At 61.5% G+C, this 21,591-nt stretch carries 21 protein-coding genes, 1 tRNA gene and 2 pseudogenes; 10 read left to right on the top strand and 14 right to left on the bottom strand.

The features are described 5' to 3' along the window. The 4 genes from EOS_RS42185 to EOS_RS42200 all read left to right on the top strand — a co-directional run. A partial coding sequence (locus EOS_RS42185) for an efflux transporter outer membrane subunit (RefSeq protein ID WP_047898193.1) occupies positions 1 to 1,253 on the top strand: 1,253 nt, incomplete at its 5' end. A gap of 2 nt (positions 1,254 to 1,255) precedes the next feature. Next, the gene (locus EOS_RS42190; protein WP_047898194.1) at positions 1,256 to 3,418 is read left to right on the top strand and encodes an FUSC family protein; all 2,163 of its coding nucleotides are present in this window, start codon (positions 1,256 to 1,258) and stop codon (positions 3,416 to 3,418) included. After that, the gene (locus EOS_RS42195; protein WP_047898195.1) at positions 3,408 to 3,608 is read left to right on the top strand and encodes a DUF1656 domain-containing protein; all 201 of its coding nucleotides are present in this window, start codon (positions 3,408 to 3,410) and stop codon (positions 3,606 to 3,608) included. The genes EOS_RS42190 and EOS_RS42195 overlap by 11 nt, the downstream gene beginning before the upstream one ends. A gap of 28 nt (positions 3,609 to 3,636) precedes the next feature. Continuing rightward, entirely contained in the window at positions 3,637 to 4,503 is an 867-nt protein-coding gene (locus EOS_RS42200) for an efflux RND transporter periplasmic adaptor subunit (protein WP_047898196.1), read from the top strand. Between the two features lie 7 nt (positions 4,504 to 4,510). Here EOS_RS42200 and astE read toward each other — a convergent pair whose 3' ends face one another. The 9 genes from astE to EOS_RS42245 form a co-directional block, all read right to left on the bottom strand. Further along, positions 4,511 to 5,515 carry a succinylglutamate desuccinylase gene (gene astE, locus EOS_RS42205; protein ID WP_235443141.1) on the bottom strand — a complete coding sequence of 335 codons (1,005 nt, stop codon included), beginning with the start codon at positions 5,513 to 5,515 and terminating at the stop codon, positions 4,511 to 4,513. Between the two features lie 7 nt (positions 5,516 to 5,522). After that, the gene (gene astB, locus EOS_RS42210) at positions 5,523 to 6,866 is read right to left on the bottom strand and encodes an N-succinylarginine dihydrolase (protein ID WP_047898198.1); all 1,344 of its coding nucleotides are present in this window, start codon (positions 6,864 to 6,866) and stop codon (positions 5,523 to 5,525) included. Positions 6,867 to 6,875: 9 nt separating this feature from the next. Further along, entirely contained in the window at positions 6,876 to 8,351 is a 1,476-nt protein-coding gene (astD, locus tag EOS_RS42215; RefSeq protein ID WP_047898199.1) for a succinylglutamate-semialdehyde dehydrogenase, read from the bottom strand. A gap of 11 nt (positions 8,352 to 8,362) precedes the next feature. Further along, entirely contained in the window at positions 8,363 to 9,400 is a 1,038-nt protein-coding gene (gene astA, locus EOS_RS42220; RefSeq protein WP_047898200.1) for an arginine N-succinyltransferase, read from the bottom strand. Beyond that, on the bottom strand, positions 9,397 to 10,452 hold the full coding sequence (gene aruF, locus EOS_RS42225) for an arginine/ornithine succinyltransferase subunit alpha (protein ID WP_047898201.1): 1,056 nt from the start codon (positions 10,450 to 10,452) through the stop codon (positions 9,397 to 9,399). Before aruF ends, astA begins: the two co-directional genes overlap by 4 nt. Positions 10,453 to 10,495: 43 nt before the next feature. Beyond that, positions 10,496 to 11,707, bottom strand: a complete 1,212-nt coding sequence (locus tag EOS_RS42230) for an aspartate aminotransferase family protein (protein ID WP_047898202.1) — start codon at positions 11,705 to 11,707, stop codon at positions 10,496 to 10,498. Between the two features lie 225 nt (positions 11,708 to 11,932). After that, positions 11,933 to 12,748 (bottom strand): ABC transporter ATP-binding protein, encoded by an 816-nt coding sequence (locus tag EOS_RS42235; protein WP_047898203.1) that lies wholly within the window; start codon positions 12,746 to 12,748, stop codon positions 11,933 to 11,935. Between the two features lie 123 nt (positions 12,749 to 12,871). Further along, the gene (locus tag EOS_RS42240; protein ID WP_053064265.1) at positions 12,872 to 13,297 is read right to left on the bottom strand and encodes a hypothetical protein; all 426 of its coding nucleotides are present in this window, start codon (positions 13,295 to 13,297) and stop codon (positions 12,872 to 12,874) included. Between the two features lie 33 nt (positions 13,298 to 13,330). Continuing rightward, a complete protein-coding gene (locus EOS_RS42245) occupies positions 13,331 to 14,542 on the bottom strand; it encodes an EAL domain-containing protein (RefSeq protein WP_326972987.1) in 1,212 nt (403 codons plus the stop codon). A 410-nt stretch (positions 14,543 to 14,952) separates the two neighbouring features. Here EOS_RS42245 and EOS_RS42250 point away from each other — a divergent pair, with 410 nt between their 5' ends. The 4 genes from EOS_RS42250 (at position 14,953) to rpsU (ending at position 16,950) form a co-directional block, all read left to right on the top strand. Continuing rightward, a complete protein-coding gene (locus EOS_RS42250) occupies positions 14,953 to 15,498 on the top strand; it encodes a GNAT family N-acetyltransferase (RefSeq protein ID WP_047898204.1) in 546 nt (181 codons plus the stop codon). Between the two features lie 82 nt (positions 15,499 to 15,580). After that, positions 15,581 to 16,174, top strand: coding sequence for an IMPACT family protein (locus EOS_RS42255; protein ID WP_047898205.1), 594 nt, complete (start codon positions 15,581 to 15,583; stop codon positions 16,172 to 16,174). A 5-nt stretch (positions 16,175 to 16,179) separates the two neighbouring features. Further along, positions 16,180 to 16,527, top strand: a complete 348-nt coding sequence (locus EOS_RS42260; RefSeq protein ID WP_047898206.1) for a 2Fe-2S iron-sulfur cluster-binding protein — start codon at positions 16,180 to 16,182, stop codon at positions 16,525 to 16,527. Between the two features lie 210 nt (positions 16,528 to 16,737). Further along, on the top strand, positions 16,738 to 16,950 hold the full coding sequence (gene rpsU, locus EOS_RS42265; RefSeq protein ID WP_006999077.1) for a 30S ribosomal protein S21: 213 nt from the start codon (positions 16,738 to 16,740) through the stop codon (positions 16,948 to 16,950). A 556-nt stretch (positions 16,951 to 17,506) separates the two neighbouring features. Here the strand turns inward: rpsU and EOS_RS42270 are convergent. Next, positions 17,507 to 17,583, bottom strand: a tRNA-Met gene (locus tag EOS_RS42270). 78 nt (positions 17,584 to 17,661) lie between these two features. Next, positions 17,662 to 18,036 (bottom strand): annotated as a pseudogene (locus EOS_RS42275) (MFS transporter); the annotation flags it as partial. Positions 18,037 to 18,343: 307 nt separating this feature from the next. On the opposite strand from EOS_RS42275, the gene EOS_RS42280 reads away from it, so the two are divergent. Further along, entirely contained in the window at positions 18,344 to 19,075 is a 732-nt protein-coding gene (locus EOS_RS42280) for an SDR family oxidoreductase (RefSeq protein ID WP_047898208.1), read from the top strand. Here the strand turns inward: EOS_RS42280 and EOS_RS42285 are convergent. The 3 genes from EOS_RS42285 to EOS_RS42295 form a co-directional block, all read right to left on the bottom strand. Then, positions 19,015 to 19,752 (bottom strand): ribonuclease HI family protein, encoded by a 738-nt coding sequence (locus tag EOS_RS42285; RefSeq protein ID WP_063779145.1) that lies wholly within the window; start codon positions 19,750 to 19,752, stop codon positions 19,015 to 19,017. The genes EOS_RS42280 and EOS_RS42285 overlap by 61 nt on opposite strands. A gap of 81 nt (positions 19,753 to 19,833) precedes the next feature. After that, a complete protein-coding gene (locus EOS_RS42290; protein WP_047898209.1) occupies positions 19,834 to 20,199 on the bottom strand; it encodes a c-type cytochrome biogenesis protein CcmI/CycH in 366 nt (121 codons plus the stop codon). A 42-nt stretch (positions 20,200 to 20,241) separates the two neighbouring features. Then, positions 20,242 to 20,946 (bottom strand): glutathione S-transferase N-terminal domain-containing protein, encoded by a 705-nt coding sequence (locus tag EOS_RS42295; protein WP_047898210.1) that lies wholly within the window; start codon positions 20,944 to 20,946, stop codon positions 20,242 to 20,244. A 342-nt stretch (positions 20,947 to 21,288) separates the two neighbouring features. Here EOS_RS42295 and EOS_RS42300 point away from each other — a divergent pair. Continuing rightward, a pseudogene (locus tag EOS_RS42300) lies at positions 21,289 to 21,591 on the top strand (malate synthase G); the annotation flags it as partial.

A 21,591-nucleotide genomic window follows, 5' to 3' on the forward strand; every position in this document is an offset into this window, starting at 1 on the left:
CGCTCACTGGCGTGGCGCAAGCGGCCCTCGCGCCCCAAGTGGATGGATCGCTGGCGATCGACCGTAAGCAGTGGCCGGAAAACGGCTATTACGGTCCGGGCACCTACAACAACGTCAACACCTGGAACAACACGGCCGCGCTGCAGCTGTCGTACAACCTCGACCTCTGGGGCCGGGACGGCAACGCGGCAGAGCGCGCGCTGGACGCAACCCACGCAAGCGCCGCCGATGCTCGCGCCGCGCAACTCGAACTCGAAGCGAATGTGGTGCGCGCGTACATCGGTTTGTCGCAGGGATTCGCGTTGCGCGATATCGCTCAATCGACGCTCGAGCAGCAGCAGAAAATCGCGGCGCGGGCGCGTCGGCGGTTGCAAGGCGGGATTGGCACACAGCTCGAAGTTGCCCAGGCGGAAGCATCGTTGCCGGACTACGAGCGGCAATTGGAGACCTACGACGAAGCCATCGCGCTCTCCCGCAACCAGCTTGCCGCGCTTGCCGGCGCGGGCCCGGGTGCGGGCGATTCGATCACGCGTCCCGTGTTGTCGCTGGCAACGCCGCTCGGCTTGCCGTCGGCTTTGCCGGCCGAGCTGATCGGACGCCGACCGGACGTGGTCGCGGCGCGCTGGACGGTTGCGGCGCAAGCACGGGGTATCGATGTCGCGAAGGCGCAGTTCTATCCGAACATCAACTTGATGGCGTCGCTCACGCAAATGTCCGCGGGCGGCGCGCTGCTGACCTTCCTCACCGGCAATGGCAGCGGCTGGAGTGCGGGGCCCGCCGTGACCCTGCCGATTTTCGAAGGCGGACGGCTGCGCTCGCAACTCGGGGCGGCATCGGCGCAATACGACCAGGCGGTCGATCACTACAACGCCACGCTCGTCGCAGCTTTGCGCGATGTCGCCGATCAGGTCGTGCGACTCCAGTCGCTTGATCGGCAGCTCGACGCTTCGGGCCGTTCGGTAGCGGCTGCACAGAAGAGTTATCGGCTGGCTGATGAGGGGTATCAGCGCGGCTTGACCGATTACCTCAACGTGCTCGTCGCGCAGACCCAGTTGCTGCGGGCGCAGGACGGCGAGGCGCGCGTGCGTGCCGAGCGGCTCGAGGTATATGCGACGTTCTCGGCGGCGTTGGGTGGCGGGATCGATAGCACGAGTGATAGCCCCGCCGATATCGATACCCAGATGAAACCCGCGAAGCACATCGGGCCATTCGCGGGGCATAGAGAAACGTCGTCCGCCGACCGGAGCGAGTGAGCATGTCCACGCCCTCTTCCGCGCAGAACCGCCCGCACCCCCTGCTAGCAGACTGGGCGCTCACCGACGGCCTCGCGTGGATTCACATCTTCAAGACCGTGCTGGCGGCGTTCCTCGCGCTGTGGATCGCGATGCGTCTCGATCTGCCGCAACCTCGCACCGCCATGACGACGGTGTTTATCGTGATGCAGCCGCAAAGCGGCATGGTGCTGGCGAAAAGCTTTTATCGCTTCTGCGGGACGCTCGTCGGACTCGTAGTGATGCTCGTGCTTATCAGCCTGTTCTCGCAAGAACCGGTTCTGTTCCTGACGGCGACGGCGCTCTGGGTCGGCATCTGCACGGCGGGCGCGGCGCGTAACCGCAATTTCCGCTCGTACGGTTTCGTGTTGTCGGGTTATACGGCCGCGCTCATTGGCGTGCCGGTCGCGCAGCATACGGACGCCGCATTCCTGACCGCGATGACGCGAGTAGCCGAAGTGTCGCTCGGCGTCGTATGTTCGGGCGCGCTCGGCGCGCTCGTCTTTCCACGCCACGCCGGGAGCCAAGTCCGGGCAACCGTGCGGCGGCGCTTCACGGCGTTCGTGGACTACGTGTCGAAGGTGTTGGGCGGAGGGGTCGAACGCTCGCAGATCGAGCGCATCAATGCGGCGTTCGTCGCGGATGTGGTCGGGCTCGAAGCGGCGCGCAGCGTGGCCGTGTTCGAAGATCCCAACATGCGAATGCGCAGCGGCCGGGTCGCGCGCCTGAACGGTGAATTCATGAGCGTGTCCACGCGCTTTCACGCGCTGCATCAGTTGATGAACCGGCTGCGGGTCAACGGTGCCACGATGATCGTCGACGCTTTGGAACCGTACTTCCGCGAAGTCGCGCCCTTGCTGAGCGCAGCAGGCGCGCCGGTGGAGAAAGCCGCCGATGCCGCCCACGCCGCAGCACAACTGGACACGTTCAAAGCTTTGCTGCCAAAGCGCATCGGGGCGACGCGGCGCGCGCTCGATCCGGCAATCGATCTGCTCGAATTCGATACCGCGGCCGAGTTGCTGTATCGATTCGTCGATGACCTGCATGCCTATACGCAAACCTACGCGTCGCTTGCCGTGCCCACGCATGAACGCGAGCACCGCATTACCCGTTATGTGCCGAAGACCAGCATGCTCGCCGCGGGTGTTTCGGGACTGCGTGCGTTCATCGTGGTCCTGATCTTGAGCGGCTTCTGGATCATGTCGGCGTGGCCAAGCGGCGGCACGGCCGTGCTGGACGCGGCGGCGGTGATCGCGCTGGCGTCGTCGTCGCCGCGTCCCACGCAAATGGCTTTCCAGATGGCGGGCGGCACGGCGCTCGCGACCGCCTCGGGAATGATCGTGGTGTTCGCGCTATATCCGCGGATCGACGGTTTTCTGCTGCTGTCAGCTGCGCTCCTGCCGTTCCTGATGCTCGGCGTGTTCATCAGTACGCGGCCCGGCATGATGGGCTATGGCCTCGGTTATTGCATCTTCTTCTGCTTTCTCGCCGGTCCCGACAACGTCATTCAGTACGACCCGTCAGGCTTCATCAACGACGCTATCGCGCTCGTCATCTCCATGCTCATCTGTTCGATGGCATTTGCCGTGCTGCTGCCCACCGACGCGCCGTGGCTGCGCCGTTTGCTCACGCGCGAACTGCGGCGGCAAGTGGTGACAGCAAGCAAGGGCCGTCTGACCCGGCTCGCGATGCGTTTTGAAAGCGGCACACGCGATCTGCTTTCGCAAATCGACGCGCTCGCCGCCGGCCGCGAGGATCTGCAGCGCGAAGCGTTGCGCTGGCTCTTCGCGGTGCTTGAAGTGGGGCACGCGGTAATCGATCTGCGCACCGAGCTAGGCCGCTTCGGCACCAGTACTGATGCCGCGTCGCGTGATTCGATCAAGCGGGCGCTGCATCAGGTAGCCCGTCTCTTCGATCACCCTACCCCGCGGCGTTTCGATGCTGCCTTATCGGCGACCTCCGTTGCCATCGACGATCTGCGCACCCTGCTCGATACCGTGCGCGAGCCTCTCGAGGAACGCCATCAGTTGCAACGGATGTCGAGTCATCTGCATTTCATTCGCACGGCCTTGCTCGATCCGCAATCGCCGCTGGGCGCTTTTAGCCAGCAAGAACACCCGCACGAAGGAGCGCCCCATGCCGCGTGATATCGCCATTCTCGATGCCTACGTGCCGACGATCCTGGTGCTGTTTATCGCGGGCGGCTTGCTGACCTGGTTCATCGATCGGGTGCTGGCACTGACAGGCTTGTACCGCGTGGTGTGGCATCCGTCGCTGTTTCGCGCGTGTCTGCTCGTGTGTACATGCGGCCTGCTTGGGCTCGCGGTGTATCGCTGAAAAATTGTTGAAGGACTAAAGAAGCATCATGATCATCAGGAAAATTTTCGGCATCTTTATGACGGCGCTGATTTTTGCAGCCGCCATTCTGATCGGGCGCGTGCTCTGGGTGCATTACATGGACCAGCCGTGGACCCGCGACGGCCGCGTGCGCGCCGACGTGATCAACGTCGCGCCCGACGTATCGGGCGCGGTCGTGACCATGCCCGTTATCGATAACCAGTTCGTCCACAAGGGCGATCTGCTGATGGAGATCGATCCGTCGCATTACGCGATCGCCGTCGAGCAGGCACGGGCGACGGTCGCCGCCCGCAACGCGGATCTGCGCATGCGTCGCGACGACGCCGCGCGCCGTGCCGATCTGGATAACGAAGTGGTATCGAAGGAATCACGCGATAACGCCACGCAAACTGCATCGGGCGCTGCCGCAAACTTGCAGCAGGCGCAGGCTGCACTCGATGCCGCCGAGCTCAATCTTGCCCGCACCAAAGTGTTTGCGCCGGTGGACGGCTACGTGACGAACCTCAACGTGCATCGCGGCGACTACGCGACGACGGGCTCGGCGAAGCTCGCCATCGTCGATAGCCATTCGTTCTGGGTCTACGGATATTTCGAGGAAACGAAGCTGCCGCGTGTGCGTATCGGCGATAAAGCCGAGATGCGGCTGATGAGCGGCGGCGTGTTGAAGGGCCGCGTGGAGAGCATTTCGCGCGGCATCTACGACCGCGATAATCCGCAAAGCCGCGAGTTGCTTGCCGATGTGAACCCTACCTTTAACTGGGTGCGGCTGGCGCAGCGGGTGCCGGTGCGGATACGCATCGATGAGGTCCCGGCGGACGTGGTGCTGTCTGCGGGGACGACGTGTACGGTGATGGTGGAGCCTTCTGGCAAGTAGCGAGGGTCTACAGCGATTCGAACGTTTCACTCGTCGTATCGATAACCATCAACCCCGCCCTCAATCCCGGCTTCACCGTCGGATTCGGAAACACGATGCGCTCCTCGTCGCGCATCACTTCATACCGGTAATCACCATCCTCGGCGAGCACCGTGCCGCGCGTGAACGGCGTGAAATTCGCGACATCGCCGGCTACGTGCAGCTTGAACTGCTCGCTCTGTTTATCGATTTGCCCGACGACCGTGAATACTTTCAGCGTGCCGCTGGACGGTGCCAGTGGCGCAACGCCTGCGATCAACCGTCGTAGCGCTGCATCGGAAGCCGCGAAGCGCGTCAGGTCGTTGTGCCCGAACGGCCGCACCTTGCCCAACTCCAGCGTGCAGGCCAACGCACCCGATTGCTCCGCCGTGAAATGCGTGAACGTGTTCGACTTCTCACGATGCAGCAACACCGCCGACAACCCCGCGTCCTTCAACCAGTCGAACATCACGCGCGATAGCGGCGCGCCCGTGTAGGGCAAGAGCGCGAATTGCTCGAAGACCGAGGGGCGGATGGCCGTGTGCATATCGATGTGCCACTTCGCGTGGGATGCTTCCGCGAAAAACGCGCGGGTCACGTTCTCCAGTTCCGCCGCACGCGGTGATTCATGACTTGCCGCAAGCTCGAGATAACGGCCGTTGAACAACCGGTTGAGATCGTCGTCGCGATAACGGCACGACGCGCGCATCGCGTCGATGTTGCCGAAGATGATAAGCAGGCGGCTTTTCAACGGCGCTTTGCCACTTGCGATATCCGCGACGAGCATCGAAAGGATCTCGATTGGCGCGGTTTCATCGCCATGAATTCCGGCCGATGCCACCACGCTTTGAAGTACCTCGCCCCCCGCGCCCTGTGGTTCAAAGCACACGATGCCATCGCCAAGCCATGTCCACTTCACGCCCGTCGGCAACGTGCCTTCGCTCAGCGCGGGTTTTTTCCCATCGATGACAAAGTCGAGAAAGTTAGCGAACATAGCCGGCTCAACGCTGGAAATCATAGATGGCACCCAGCTTCAGAATGCCAGTCAGTGCGTCAAGCGCAGCACGCGATTCATCGAGCAGTTTCAGATCGGCAAGATCCCCCGGTGCAATGCGGTCACGATAATGCGTGTCGATCCAGGCATCGAGTTGCGCGAAGAGCACGTCGTCCATCCAGACGCCCGGATTCACTGCAACACGCTCTGCTTCGTTCAAGACCACTCGCAATCGCAGGCATGCAGGACCGCCGCCGTTCTTCATGCTTTCGCGCAGATCGAAGACGAGCACGTCGTCGATGGAAGTGGAACGTATGTGTAACGAATCGAGGTACTTGGCGACACGCGCGTTCTCACGGCATTCCTGCGGCACCACGAGCACTTGCCGGCCGTCGGGCCGTGTGAGCAACTGGCTGTTGAACAGATACGAGGACACCGCGTCGGCCACGCTTACTTCGGCTTCCGGCACTTCGATCGCGGTGAATGCGCCGCCGTGCGCGTCGAGTTTGGCGCTGAGTTGATCGTAGACGCTCGCCTGGTTCATGAACGCGCGTTGATGGCAGAACAGCGTATTGCGGTTGCCTACGGCGATCACGTCGTTGTGGAACACGCCTGCATCGATGACATCGGGCAGTTGCTGCGCGAACACAGTGGCGTCGTCGGAGAGCCCGTGAAGGCGAGCAACCGCACGGCTTGCTTCAAGCGTCTGACGGGCAGGATAGCGCTTCGGTTCGGCCGAGCCTTGACCGTATTCGCTGCGTCCGTAGACGAAAAACTCCACGCCCTTCTCGCCGTACTCATTGCAAAAACGCGTGTGGTTCGCCGCGCCTTCATCGCCTAATGCGGGTGTGCCCGGCAACGCGTGATGAATCTTGAAATGCTTCTCGTCGGTGAAAATGGCCGAGAGCGAACGGCGCGTTTCTTCATGCTCGATCGCGCGATGCAACTTCGTGCTGAGATTGGCCGGCGTGAAATGCACGCGGCCATCGTTGGTATCCGCCGATGGGCTCACCGTCGCCGCGTTCGCGGTCCACATCGCCGAAGCGGAACTGGCGGCGGCCAGCAACTCCGGCGCTTCACGTGCAGCGCGTTCGATCACAGTAGCGGCGTCGCCGGTGAAACCAAGACTACGCAGCAATTTCAACGACGGCCGTTCAAGCGGCGGCAATACGCCTTGATGAAAGCCAAGGTCGGCCAACTGCTTCATCTTGCGCAAGCCCTGCTTCGCTGCGGCCTTGGGATTAGCCGCCGATTTCTCGTTGTTGCGCGACGCGACATTGCCGAACGACAGCCCCGCGTAGTTGTGCGTCGGGCCGACCAGCCCGTCGAAGTTCGCTTCGAATGCATGCATCGTGTGTCCTCAGAACTGAAGGCCGGGCGAGACGCTCGCGGGCATTTGCAACTGGGTGCTTTCGACGGACGCCATCGGATACGAGCAGTAATCCGCTGCGTAGAATGCGCTCGGGCGCTGGTTGCCAGATCGGCCGATACCACCGAACGGCGCCGCCGAAGACGCCCCGTTCGTCGGCCGGTTCCAGTTCACAATGCCCGCACGAATGGTGTGCTGGAAGTGGGTCCATGCGGCTTCGTCGTCGGCCAGGAGGCCAGCGGATAATCCGTAGGCCGTGTCGTTGGCGCGCTCTATCGCCTGATCAAAGGTAGCGTAGCGCGTGAGTTGCAGCATCGGGCCGAAATGTTCTTCGTCGGGGACGTTGCGCGCGTTCGTGACATCGATGATGGCGGGCGTGACGAAGCCGAGTTCTGCGGAACGCTGCGTCATTTCGAGCAACGGCTTGCCACCCGCTTCGATCAATTGCGTCTGCGCCTGCACGAGCTTCGCCGCCGCCCGCGCTGAGATCACGGCACCCATGAACGGTTGCGGATCGGCATCGAAGGCGCCGGTTTTTATCTTCGATGTCACGTCGATCAAGCGCTTGGTGAACCGCTCGCCGAAGACGTTATCGGGAACGAACAGACGGCGTGCGCACGTGCAACGCTGCCCCGCCGATAAATACGCCGACTGGATCGTGTGATGCACGGCGGCATCGATGTCCGCGACTTCGGCCACGACCAGCGGATTGTTGCCGCCCATTTCCAGCGCGAGCACGATCTCCGGACGGCCCCCGAATTGCCGATGCAACAACGTGCCGGTATCCGAGCTACCGGTGAAAAACAAGCCATCGATCTGCCGATGATTCGCCAGCGCAATGCCGGTCTCCTTCTCGCCTTGCGCGAGGTTCAACACGCCCGAAGGCAAGCCCGCCCGCGCCCACAAATCCACTGTCAGCGCAGCCACGCCCGGAGCGAATTCCGATGGTTTGAACACCACCGTATTCCCCGCGATCAACGCCGGCACGATATGCCCGTTCGGCAAATGCCCCGGGAAGTTATACGGTCCGAACACGGCCACGACGCCATGCGGACGATGTCGAAGTACTGCGATGCCATCGGCCATTTCCTGACGTTTCTCGCCAGTACGCTCGTGAAATGACTTAACGGAGATATCGACTTTAGCGGCCATCGTTGCGACTTCAGTGCGCGCTTCCCACAACGGCTTGCCCGTTTCGCGGCCGATGGTGTGAGCGAGCGTTTCCTTGTGCTCGGTCAACAATGCCGCGAAACGCCGCGTGATCGCGATACGTTCGTCCAGCGTCAACGCGGACCACAAAGCGAACGCACGTCGCGCTGAAAGCACGGCGCGCTCGACGTCTTGCACCGCAGCGCTCGCACCTTCCCAAACCACTTCGCCGTTACCCGGATTACGCGACGCAAACGGCGCGCCGCTGCCATCGCTCCACGCGCCATCGATAAACAACTGAGTCGAAATCTTCGTCATGTTCCTTGTCCTTAACTTGCGTTCTTCTGGCGCGGTTGCGATGCCAGCACACGCACCGTATCGCCCTCTTTCACGCGCAATGCCGCCGCTTCTTGTGCCGTCAGCAGGAACGTCCCGTTTTCGGGAACGCCGAACGTCGCGCCACATCGGAAGTCGTCGAGCGACGTATTCGATACCAGGCTGCGGGCCTCGCCGTTCTCTTCACGCTCACCTATGCGCACCGACACGAGCACGCTTTCGCGCACCGTGCGCAAGTCTGCTATGTGGCATTCGAGGACCGGACCGGCGTCGAAGATATCGACATGATTTTCATAACGCAGCCCTTCCGTCTCGAGCATCTTGCGTGCGGGCATGGTGTCGCGATGCGTCAAGCCAACCGCCGCTTGCGCGTCCTCGGGCAGCATCGCCAGATAAACCGGATACCGCGGCATCAACTCGGCGAGGAACGACTTCTTGCCGTGCGAGCTAAGATAGTCGGCTGCGTTGAAATCGATCTGGTAGAAGTGCGAACCCACCGCTTGCCAGAATGGCGAAGCGCCGCTTTCGTCGAAATGGCCGCGTAATTCAGCGCACAAACGCTGCGGAAACCGCTCGCGAAATTGCGCGATAAACATAAAGCGCGAGCGTGACAGCAAACCACCGACACCCGCCGTGCGATAGCGCGGGCTCAGGAACAACGAACAGACTTCAGCGTAACCGGTGAGATCGTGCGAGATGTTAAGCAGCGACATCTTGGTCCACACGCCGAGATCACGGCTGGCATGCACGACCGTCGATACACGATAGTTATAAAACGGCTGCTCAAGCCCGACTTCCGTTTCGATACCGCAAACCCCCGCAATATCACCGGTCGCGGTGTCTTCCATCGCGAACAGATATCCCGCTTCGTAGGGCTCGGCTTCATCGGCCAGCGTGCGTCGAGCACGTTCGACGCGAGCGGTCAGTGCATCGTGATCCGGCTTGAAGGTAGTCAGTCCCGGTCCGGTCTCGTGCGCGAGCGCGACGAGCGCGTCGACATCTCCAGGCTGCACGCAGCGGACAACGATCATTGCAATTCTCCCGAAGCCTGATGAAGTGGCACACAACGCACCGTATCGGAATCTTTCACGCTTAAAACTTCGCACAGTTCCACGGACAGCGGCGCACCGCTCCCACGCGCCGACGGCAAACTAACCAAAGCGCAACGAAACGCATGCGCACCCCCAGCCGCAACCAGATACGGCGTGCCGGACACGCCCGCGTCATCTTGCGCGGCCCGCACGGCGCGAACCTCATTCGCCAGCACGGACGCACTACGCTCCACTGCGACGGTCAGAACGGGACCGGCATCGAAGATATCGACGAAACGATCCGGCTCGAAACCTTCTTCCAGATGGATGTCGTACGCGAGCAAGGCACCGTCGTCCGGCTCGCCCAGCACGCGCTGCGCTTCGGGCGGTAACAGCGGTACGTAGAGCGGGTAACTCGGCATCACTTCCGCGATAAACGTCCGGCTCCGGCCACCCGATTCCAGCTCCACCTGCTCGAAATCGCGCCCGAAGAATTTGCGCCCCACCGCTTCCCAGAACGGCGATACGCCCGCTTCATCGGTCACGCCGAGCATCAGCGAAAAGACGTCGTCGGAGAAACGCTTGCGGTCTGCGGCCACGTACATCATGCGGGCACGCGAGAGCAGATGCGCGGCGGCATCGTGCGTGGCTTCGCGTATTGACGGATCGATGTAGAAGCCCGTCAAGCGGCTCTTGCCCGTGAGTTCATGCGACATGGTGAGCGCGTGGATCTTGCGGTTCACCTTGAGTTCGCGCGAGGCGTGGATCAACGCGTCGTTGCGAAACGCGTAGAACGGTTCCGAATAGCCCGCCGATGCCACGATGCTCGATGTGCCGAGCAATGCGCCCGTCGCCGTATCTTCGAGCACGAACAGATAAAACTCCTCGCCGGCAAACTCGACTTCCGCGCGAAACGAGTCTTCGGACAGCGCGACGCGCGTTTCCAGCACGCGACGGTCGCGCGGCAGCGAATGCAGCACCGGATGCGCGGCGTGCGCCATCCGTTCGAGCGCGTCGAGGTCGGCGAGTCTTGCGGGGCGGACGATTAGCATCGGCGGTTCCGTTGATTTAGAGAAGATGCCGAACTGCGCACGTTCAATGCGCCACGTCGGCGATAGCCTTTTCGATGCGCGCGAAACCTTCGTCGAGATCGGCCATCGGCATGATCAGCGACGGCGCGAAGCGCAGCACGTTCGGTCCAGCGATCAGCATGATCACGCCATGTTTCGCCGCGGCGTTGAGTACGTCTTTCGCGCGGTCCTTGTAGGCATCGGCGAGTTCGGCGCCGATCAGCAGACCCTTGCCGCGAATCTCCTTGAACACCGAGAAACACTCATCGATACGCTTCAGATGCGCCTTGATCGCGTCGCTTCGTTGCTGCACGCCTTCGAGCACCGCCGGATCGCTTATAAGCTCGACCACCTTGTCCGCAATAGCCGCACCGAGCGGGTTGCCGCCGTAGGTCGTACCGTGCACGCCGACCTTGAAATGCGCGGCGATCTTGTCTGTCGTCAGCATCGCGCCAATCGGAAAACCGTTACCCAGCGCCTTCGCGGTCGTGAGGATGTCCGGCGTCACACCGTAGCCCATGTACGCATAGAGCGAGCCGGTGCGGCCCACGCCCGTTTGTACCTCATCAAAAATCAGCAGTGCGCCGTGCTGGTCGCAAGCGTCGCGCAGGCCTTGAAGGAACGCCGGATCGGCGGGCAGCACGCCGCCTTCGCCCTGCACCGGCTCGACGATCACCGCGCAGGTTTGCGGGCCGATCGCCGCACGGGCGGCAGCCAGGTCGTTGTAGGGAAGATGCGTGATGCCTTGCGGCGTCGGACCAAAACCTTCCGCGTATTTCGGCTGGCCGCCTACGCTGACCGTGAACAAGGTCCGGCCGTGGAACGACTGCGTGAACGAGATGATTTCGACTTTCTCAGGACCGGTGTTGTCGACGGCGTAACGGCGCGCCAGTTTCAGCGCGGCTTCGTTCGCTTCCGCGCCGGAGTTGGCGAAGAACGCGCGGTCCGCGAAGGTGAGATTGGTGAGGCGAGTCGCAAGACGCAAGACCGGCTCGTTGGTGTAGCCGTTGCCGATATGCCAGAGTTTCTGGCCTTGATCGTGGAGCACCTTCAGCAGTTCAGGATGCGCATGACCCAGCGCCGTCACCGCGATACCGCCAGCGAAATCGACATAATCGCGGCCTTCCGTGTCCCACACACGGGAACCGAGTCCGCGATCCGGCACGAAATTCGCTGGGGCGAAAAGAGGAACCATCACTTCGTCGAACGTACTGCGCGTTACATTGATATCCGTCATGAACCGCTCCTTTGCTTGTTCGGGTATGCCAGCTTGAGCATCGTTATTGGATGGTAGGCGCGTGCGGGCGTCGCGTCTTGCGGGAACGCGACAAGGTTTCATGGTATTCGAGGGGGATGACGCTTTGTGCCGGGGTTTCGGGGGCCAGGTTTGTTTCGTTTGCAAAACAACCCGCCCCCGGTTCCGTTCGATCCGGTTTCGCCGCGCCGCGGCGTGAATCCAGGCTTACTTGAGGCTGCCGGAAAGGAATTGCCGCAGCCGTTCGCTGTTGGGCGTGGTCAGCACGTCGGCCGGCGCGCCCTCTTCTTCCGTGCGGCCCTGATGCAGAAACATCACATGATTCGATACATTGCGCGCAAAGCCCATCTCATGCGTCACGACGATCATCGTGCGGCCTTCCTCGGCCAGCTTCTGCATCACTTTCAGCACTTCGCCCACCAGCTCGGGATCGAGCGCGGAGGTGGGTTCGTCGAAGAGCATCACGTCGGGATGCATGGCAAGCGCCCGGGCGATGGCCACCCGCTGCTGCTGACCGCCCGACAAATGCGACGGATATTGCTTCTCGACCTTCGGCGCAAGCCCGACCTTCTCGAGACATTCGCGCGCCCGCTCGCTCGCTTCCTTCTTCGATAACCCCAGCACGTGCATGGGCGCTTCCATGACGTTTTCAATCGACGTCATATGCGCCCACAAATTGAAATGCTGGAACACCATCGCGAGTTTCGTACGCACGCGCTGCAGCTGCTTGTGGTCGGCGACTTCGAGATTGCCCATGCGATCGGTTTTCGTGCGCACCGGCTCGCCGTCGACGACGATCTCGCCCGCATTCGGCCGTTCGAGGAAATTGATGCAGCGCAGGAAGGTACTTTTGCCCGAGCCGCTCGACCCGATGATGCTGATCACATCGCCGGCGTTGGCTGCGAGCGAAACGCCCTTGAGCACCTCGTTATCGCCGAAACGCTTGTGGATATCGCGGGCGACGAGTTTGACCGCGGCGTTTTGCGCGGCGGCCGTTGCAGCATTTTGTGCGGATGATTCCAACGCATTCTCCCCGGAAGGTGGGTCTAAGGTTCGGCCCTGTATCGATCATGGCTGCGGATTCTACCGAAAGCCGCCGGTACGCAGGCATAGGGACAAACGCCCTCGCCTGCAAGCGGTCAATGGTCAGTCCTTTGCAACCGGCGCCGGCGTCACGGCGCGCACTTGCTGCGCCACGCGGCCATTCGCCATCGCGACGTCGGGACTGGTTTGCAGCATCGGGAGGTATTGAGTGTCGAAGGCGGCGTTGCGGTCCTTCGCGCCGAACATCGCCGTGACCGCGTGGGCCATGTCGATCCGGGCTTCGGGCGTGGCGTCGGCGTCGTCGAGTACGTCGTCGAGGGCAGCGATCAGCGTGGACAGCGGGCCAAGCCATTTGTAAGCGCTGCCGTTGATCACGATCTGCAGGAACTCACCGGGCGACACCACGCCGAATTCGGCTTCGTGGCGGGTGCGCAATTCGTCGAGGATGCTACGGTGCAGCGCCAGCAGCGGATGGCGCACGTCCTTGAGAAACGTGATCGCGGCCGGGTCGGTCATCCTGGTGGTCATGGTCATTGTCCGGAAGTGGAAAATGAGCCAAGCCTACACCGTCGTCAGGCCGCGCCCTACATAGCGAATAAAATCGGGCGCGGTCAGCGGCGCGGAAAAGAGCCAGCCCTGCCCGAATTGCGCGCCGCGGGTGTGCAGATAACACGCCTGCTCCTCGCGCTCGATCCCTTCGGCCACCACCTGCACGTGCAGCGTCAGCGCCATGTCGATAATGTGCGACGCCACGCTGCTCGACGCTGCATCCTGGCCGACCGTATCGACGAAAGACTTGTCGATCTTCAGCGCGTCCACCTGGAAATTCTGCAGATGCGACAGGCTCGAATAACCCGTCCCGAAGTCGTCGATATACACCGGATGCCCGGCATCGCGGAACGCCTGGATCACTTCCTTTGCGGCATCGGCGTCGAGAAAACAGCGCTCGGTCGCCTCGATCCGGATTTGCTGCGGCGCGATCTGCGCGGCGGCGAGCGCGGGTGTGAGCCGCTCCAGGAAGCGCCGCGAAGTCAGGTCCGCCGCGCTCAGGTTGATCGACACATACAGCTCTTTGTACCGATGCAAAAACTCGCCGAGTTCGAGGAGGATCGTATCGAATACCTGGTCTGTAATGGCCTGAATCAAGCCACGATGCTCCGCCAGCGGGATGAAATAATCGGGGCGCACGATCCGGTTCTGGTGCTTCCAGCGCACCAGCGCTTCAGCGCCGATGCAACGGCGCGTCGTGAGATCGACGATCGGCTGGTACGCCACGATGAACTGATGCCGGCGCACCGCGTCGCTGAGCTGGCCGAGCGGCGACAGGCGCCGCACCATGAACAGGCCGAGCCACGCGGAGAGCGTCAGGCCAGCCGCGACACCCGCGAGCAGCCAGGTCCAGGGCAGCGCGCGCAGGCGTTCGACAAACGTCGCGTCCGATGTCTCCGGGGCGCTGGCAGCGCTCGTCGATCCATAAGCGCGGCGCGCCGGGTTGGCGTTTTCGGGCATGGCGGTCACCGCGAATCCGGGTACGGGAAAGTGGGCAAAGAGCCGGGGCGGAGCCGCAACAGAAGTGTTGGCGATCAGGCCGATCGCGCCTGTGCCGACCATGCGCACGACGTAATTCTCGAGGGCGGCCGTTTCCCGTGCAGCGGCGACACGTTCGTCCACGCCGGGCGCAAACAGGACGCACAACGCCCCCGGCAGCATCGCCGCGATCAGCACGATGCCAGCCAGAAACGCCACGCGCCCACGGCGTTTGAACGTGTTCATCGTGCGCTTTTCATTTCGCGACGCCCTTTGCGCCGGAAGCGCGCTCCATGATCGTTTTAATGCGGCCCCTGATGATGTGTCCATGCTCGCCTGCGTTATTGCAACGACCGGGGTCTTCGCGCCGTTCGTCATGTCTATCCTCGTTGACGACAGTTCTCCCTGCGACCTCCCGGCAAACGACCCAGTGTAGCGGCGGGTTATACCGGGCTTCAATGCTTTGCCATCGACGAAATGCCTGTTTTGGTGGGCTGGCGCACGCCGGCTCGACGCTTTTCAGGCACGAGTGCGCGCACGTCTGGCAAATGGCGGATGAATCCGTGAGTCGTGAGAAAATCAGGCCTCCGGATGATGACCGCTACTATCGTTCGTGTTTCACCTGCCGATTAACGCCAAACCCAGGGAGCCACTCGATGGCATTGCACGACGCCAGCGTTTTCACGATCCGTGACGCGAACCCCGCCGATTTCGACACGATCACGCGCATCTACGCTCACTATGTGCTGCACGCTCTTGCGACCTTCGAGGAGACTCCGCCCAGCGTCGACGAGATGCGCGCCCGGCACGCGTCGATCACCGGTGCGGGCCTGCCCTATCTCGTGGCCGAAACGCACGGCGCGGTAGTCGGTTACACGTATGCGACCGCGTATCGGCCAAGGTCGGCGTATCGGCACACGATCGAGGATTCGGTGTATATCGCCGATGGCTTCGGTGGACGCGGCCTTGGTCTCGCGCTGCTGACGGCGCTGATCGAGCGTTGCGACGCAGGGCCGTGGCGGCAACTCGTGGCGGTGATCGGCAATAGCGGCAACGCCGGGTCGATTGCGTTGCATGCACGGCTTGGATTCGAGCATGTCGGCGTGTTGCGCAAGGTGGGTTACAAACACGGTCAATGGGTCGATACGGTGCTCATGCAACGCTCGCTCGGCGAGGACAAGGCGTTGATACCGCAACGATAAGGCGCGCTGCTACCGGGCTGTACCCGGCCCGCGCCCGCTTTCGCCGTACCATTGCATTACAACCATTTAGCCTGAGCTTTAGTTGCCCACTTACACCCTTGCTGCCGCCGTCAGTGCCGAAATCGACATCCGCAAGAGCCGTTTTATCGCGCTGGCGATTCCTGTCGCCGATCGCGCCGCTGCGATGCTCGAACTCGACACGCTGCGTGCCCAGCATCCCGGGGCCACGCATGTCTGCTGGGCGTTGCTGGCGGGCGGGGAATCCGGCATGTCGGACGACGGCGAACCTTCGGGCACCGCCGGCCGGCCGATCCTCGAAGTGTTGCGCCATCACGAAGTGGATGGCGTGCTGGGCGCCGTCGTGCGCTACTACGGCGGCATCAAGCTCGGCGCAGGCGGGTTGGTGCGCGCCTATACCGATGCCATCGCCACCGCGATGCAACTGGCCGAACGCATTGAACGCGTGGCGCTCGGGTTGCTGCAAGTGGAAGTGGATTACGCCGACGAAGCGCGCGTGCGGCGCTGGGTCGAACAAGAAGGCCATGCACTGGACGACCCTGGATACGGCATGACGGTACGCTTGTCGATCCAGATGCCGCTTGCCGTCCGCGATCAGGCCGCCGACGCCATCCGCGACCTGACCCACGGCCGCGCAGCCATCATGAAAGCACCTTGAGCGCCATGAGCATCCTCGACCTCCCACACGTCTTCACGATCACGCTGCTGCCCTCAGGAAGGAGCATCTCGTCGACGGAGCAGACGACGATCCTCGAAGCGGCGGCGCTCCATGGATTGCGCCTGTCGAGTTCGTGCCGCAACGGCACATGCCGCGCGTGCCTGTGCCGTCTTGTCGATGGCACGGTGCGTTACCGGATCGACTGGCCGGGTCTGAGCGCGGACGAAAAAGCCGATGGCTGGATTCTGCCGTGCGTGGCATTACCCACGTCGAATTTGACTGTCGATCAAGTGGATTATCTGGAAATTCCGAATCCCGCCGATATAAAACCGGGTCGCGACCGGGGCTTCTGATCGCTTGAATAGGGCGCGGTGCGAATTCGATGCGGATGTAAACCAGAACCCGGGTAATCCGGGATTGTTGTCTTTTATCAAAGACATACGATGACATTCCCGAGCGGCGAAGTGCGTCCCATTGTTCACCGGCCTGTAATAGAGCCTCCAAAAAGTGTACAATTGCGTTTTGCCCAATTTTCTGGCAGGGCCAGACCAACTGAGATATCAATGACTAAAGTATTGTTGAAAGAGAACGAGCCTTTCGACGTCGCCATGCGCCGTTTTCGCCGCACCGTCGAACGTACCGGCCTGATTCAGGAACTGAAGTCGCGTATGGCTTATGAAAAGCCGACCACCGAGCGCAAGCGCAAGAAAGCCGCTGCTGTTGCCCGTCTGCGCAAGCAGATCCGCCGCGCACAGTTGCCGAAGAAATTCTATTGATGGTGTTGCACGTCTGAACGGCGGCTTGCAGGTCGACCAGGCTCGATCGAAGCGCCGGGTAGCCGGGGACTTTTCGATACGTCCCGGATACGCGCAACACGCCGGTCACGCGATCCCGGCCCTTCCGCCCGGTGGTTGATTTGCCCCTTGAGGCGAACCCGGGCGAAGCGAACGCGGTAACAGCATTGATCGTGATTTAGAGCGAGCATGACGATCTTGCCACCGACTTTGTGACATGAGTGAATCGCTGAAACGCGTTCCAATCTCTCTTGCGCTACTTTCGTTGGACTGTCGATAAGTCTCAAGCGTAGCGAGCTGCTTCAACCTCGCCGAAACATCCAGAACTCGAAAGCCTGCACGATATTAATCGTCCAGGCTTTTTGTGCTCGCTTCGACTTTGATTCGACGAATGGATCATGCTTCCACGCGCTTCATTTGCCATTCACATTTGCCATTCACACTCGCCATTCACGATCACGCATCAAAGCACTTTCGCACTATGCACGACCGTAAACGCATAAAGCCCGGATAGACCGGGCTTTATGCGTTGAATCCTTGGTTGCGGGGGTAGGATTTGAACCTACGACCTTCGGGTTATGAGCCCGACGAGCTGCCAGACTGCTCCACCCCGCGAAAAAGATTATAGCGCCAAGGGAATGTCAGGTCAAACCGAATCGAAGAATATTGCTATTGAATGCGGGTGCCTTGAATTTATCGCACGGGGGCAGGCTTCGGCGGAGGGAACGGATCGGTCCCGCGACGCACTGCCTCCACACAACGCCGATGCTCTCGCGACAAGCGATTCAACAGCGGCAGCAAAATGACGGCGACAGCCGCCCCGCCCGCGGCGACCCAACCGAGTCCGAAAAAGAGCTTCATATAAAGCGGCAGCGATTGCAACGAACCGAGATCGTTTGATGGCATGCGCGCGAAGTTGGCGACCGCACTACCGAGATACTGCGAGACACCCGTCGCGACGTAATACGCTCCCATCATGAAGCCGCTCATACGCGCGGGCACGTAGTGGGCGATCATCGCGAGGCCGAGTCCAGAGACCAGCAATTCGCCGAGCGAGTACAGCCCATATCAATGTAGGAGTCCGATACATGGCGAGTCGCGATTATCCCATCACCTTCTGAAAATGTGTGGCAAGGGCTTGCACAGACAGCGTTCAGATTTTTGAGACGGACGCGGAGGTTGAAAAAACGATTGAGGTGTTGGAGGGATCGCGGTGTTATCGTTTGATCGGCGTCAATTGTCGGCTTGATTGAATACGTTTTATATGTCTATTGTTTCGCAATCCGATTCATTTTTCCCGGCAGACACGCTCTGTAAACTGTCAGGTACTCGTGGTAACTTTCTGTCTTGACTTTTATCCTCGGATTGTAAGCACATGAACACGATCAAGGCGATTCTCACCGGTCACACACGCGGCCTTGGCGCGGCGCTCGCCGACCTCATGCTGTCGCGGGGCATCGCGGTACTCGGGGTATCGCGGACACGCAGCAATGCGCGCGCTTCAGCTCTGCTAAAGGAAGTTGAACTCGACCTTGCCAATCCGGCAGCGCTCGGCGCGTGGCTTGGAACTGAAACGCTTGCTGGTTTTATCGATGGCGCGCATACCGTGCTGTTGATCAACAACGCCGGGATGTTGCAGCCGGTGGGTGGAATCGAAGAACAGGACGTGAATGCGATTGGCCGCGCGGTGAGCCTCAACGTAGCCGCGCCGTTGATGTTGTCAGCCGCAGTGGCTGCCGCAAGCACGGCGGCTGACGAGCGACGCATCGTGCATATTTCGAGTGGCGCGGCGCGTCACGCGTATGCCGGCTGGAGCATTTATTGCGCGACGAAGGCAGCGCTCGATCATCACGCGCGTGCGGTCGCGCTGGATGACAACCGGGCGTTGCGGGTGTGCAGCGTGGCGCCGGGTGTCGTCGATACGGACATGCAAGCTGAGATTCGCGGCACGGGCCTGGAGCGCTTTCCGTTGCGGGAAAAATTCGATGAACTCAAACGCACCGGCCAGCTTTCGGCACCCGCCGATGCCGCCCGCAAAGTGCTCGACTACGCGTTGAGCGGCACGTTCGGCGACGCGCCTGTGGTGGACGTACGCGATTTGTCTTGAGCGTTTGCCTCGGTACCGCCGCGGATTGCGTGCTGCGAAAGCGCATCGGCGGCTGCGTTGCGGGCGCGCGGAATCCACTGGAGACGGACATCGGCGAGCTGGGCGATTAAATGGCGCGCCTGCGTTGCGTAGGAACTGAGCACGGCCGCACCGCTGGCTTCGTCGCGAAGCACATCTTCGATCACAACCTGGCTGTCGCCGTGGATCACGAGCCTGGCCGGTGTCGGTGTTCGCGATAACGCCGCTTGCAGCACCGCGATCAGCGCAAGATATTCGGCCTCGCAGCTATCGCCGTGACCGGCGAGCGCGCTGATTTTCACGACGTCACCGTCCGGGCTCTCCAGCACGCCGCCAATGCCGATCTTCCCCGGATTCGGATGCGCCGAACCGTCGAACCAGGCGTGCCATGCGAGGGCGTCGCGGGCGGCCGGTTGCGGTTTTCTCGCCGCGCGCGCGGCCGCACGTTCTTGCTCGCGCTGGGTTAGCGCCTGTTCCGCTGCCGCCCTTTCCTGATGCCGGGCGCTCACGAGCTCCGCGAGCGTCTGCAGGCCGGCGGATTTTTCCAACGTCTGTGTCAAAGCAGCGTGCGCGGAGAGCGAGGTGAGCTTCGACAAGCGCCGGCTCGTCGCACGCTCCTTCTTGTAGGCAATTAGAAATAGCTCTTCGAACTCGAACATGCCGGGGATTGAAGTGATCGAATGCCGAGCTTAACAAGTTTTTGCGGCAGGTCGAAAATTGGGGAGTGACAAGCAAAGCGCCTATGGCGATTGCGCAGCGATCACCACACTCACGCGCCGGCTCTCCGCCCCCTTCGCATCACTTCGTCCGGTCAGATCATCCCCGCCCGATGCCGAAACAATACGTGCTTGCACCACCACCTGAGGGCAGGCCGACAGCTTGTCGGCTGGATTGATGGCGAGCGAGTCATCGAGAACAATCGTGGTGGGGAGTTCACTCGCAGACCGGCGGCGCTCGGCAAGCAATGTCGACGCTACATTCGCTGTATCGACCGCGCTCGCCGAATTCGTCACACCTGTCGAACTTGCTGCGTCCTTCGCGCGAGCCGTCACGATCACCGCCGCATCGGACGCGACGCACGCGCCATCGGCCGGTCGGATATCCACCGTAAGTAACCGCGCCCCGCCCGCGACTCGCCGTCGAGGCGCTCAACCCCGCTTCGGAATATTCAGGCCTCTGACCACCGCCGGCCGCGCGACGAAAGCATCGAGTGCCCGCTTCACGTTCGGAAAGTTTTGGATACCCACCAGATCGCCCGCTTCGTAAAAACCAATCAGGTTGCGGATCCACGGAAAGCTGGCCATGTCCGCGATGGTGTAGTCGTCGCCCATGATCCACCTGCGCTCGGCCAGCCGCTGGTCGATTACGCCGAGCAGACGTTTCGACTCGGCAACATAACGGTCGCGCGGCCGCTTGTCTTCGTATTCCCTGCCGGCGAACTTGTGGAAGAAGCCGACCTGGCCAAACATCGGACCAATACCGCCCATCTGGAACATGACCCATTGGATCGTCTCGTAGCGGCTGGCCACGTCTTGCGGGATGAACTGGCCAGTTTTGTCGGCGAGATAGAGCAGGATCGCACCGGATTCGAACAAGGCCAGCGGTTTGCCATCGGGGCCATCGGGGTCGAGGATCGCCGGAATCTTGTTATTGGGATTCAGCGATAAAAACGCTGGCGACATCTGGTCGTTGGTCTCGAAACTGACCAGATGCGGCTCGTACGGCAAACCGGTCTCCTCGAGCATGACCGATACCTTGACGCCATTTGGCGTCGGCAGCGAATAAAGCTGAATCCGGTCGGGAAACTGCGCGGGCCATTTTGCCGTGATGGGGAAAGCGGACAAATCGGTCATGGTTATCCTTATCCTGGTGCAAGAGAGGGAGATCGTTGACGCCTCGCCGATCGGTTGACGGGTCGAGTTCAGCGCACAGGACGACAAATATAGACATTCCGGCTGCGCTTGTCTTTTTACGCGGATAACCGATGCGCAGTGAGGCTCAAAGCGACCTTCCGCAGCCATGGGCCAGATGGCGCGGCAAGGCTTCATTTAGCCTTCAGCGACGCGCTTGCCGCCGAACCCGTGATGCCCACGCCGCACCGCCGCCAAATCGATCGAATAAAGAAGCGTTAACATCGCAACTACAATGCCGAATGTGCTGAACGGCAACGAATACAAACAAAGTTGGAGTGACCCATGAGTCAAATGATCAAGCGAAACGGATTGCAGGTTGCAGCCGAGCTCAGCCAGTACGTCGATGAAGAAGCGTTGTCGGGCGTTGGCATCGATAGCGAAGCGTTCTGGAAAGGCTTCGATGCCCTCGTCCACGACCTCGCGCCGAAGAACCGCGCGCTGCTCGCCGAGCGTGATCGGCTGCAGACGGAACTGGACCAGTGGCATCGAAGGAATCCGGGACCGGTGCGCGACTTGAAAGCGTATCGCGCGTTTCTGGAAGGTATCGGCTACATCGTGCCGGCGAGCGGCGCGGTGCAGGCGACG

Source organism: Caballeronia mineralivorans PML1(12) (genome assembly GCF_001028175.1).
GTDB lineage: Bacteria > Pseudomonadota > Gammaproteobacteria > Burkholderiales > Burkholderiaceae > Caballeronia > Caballeronia mineralivorans.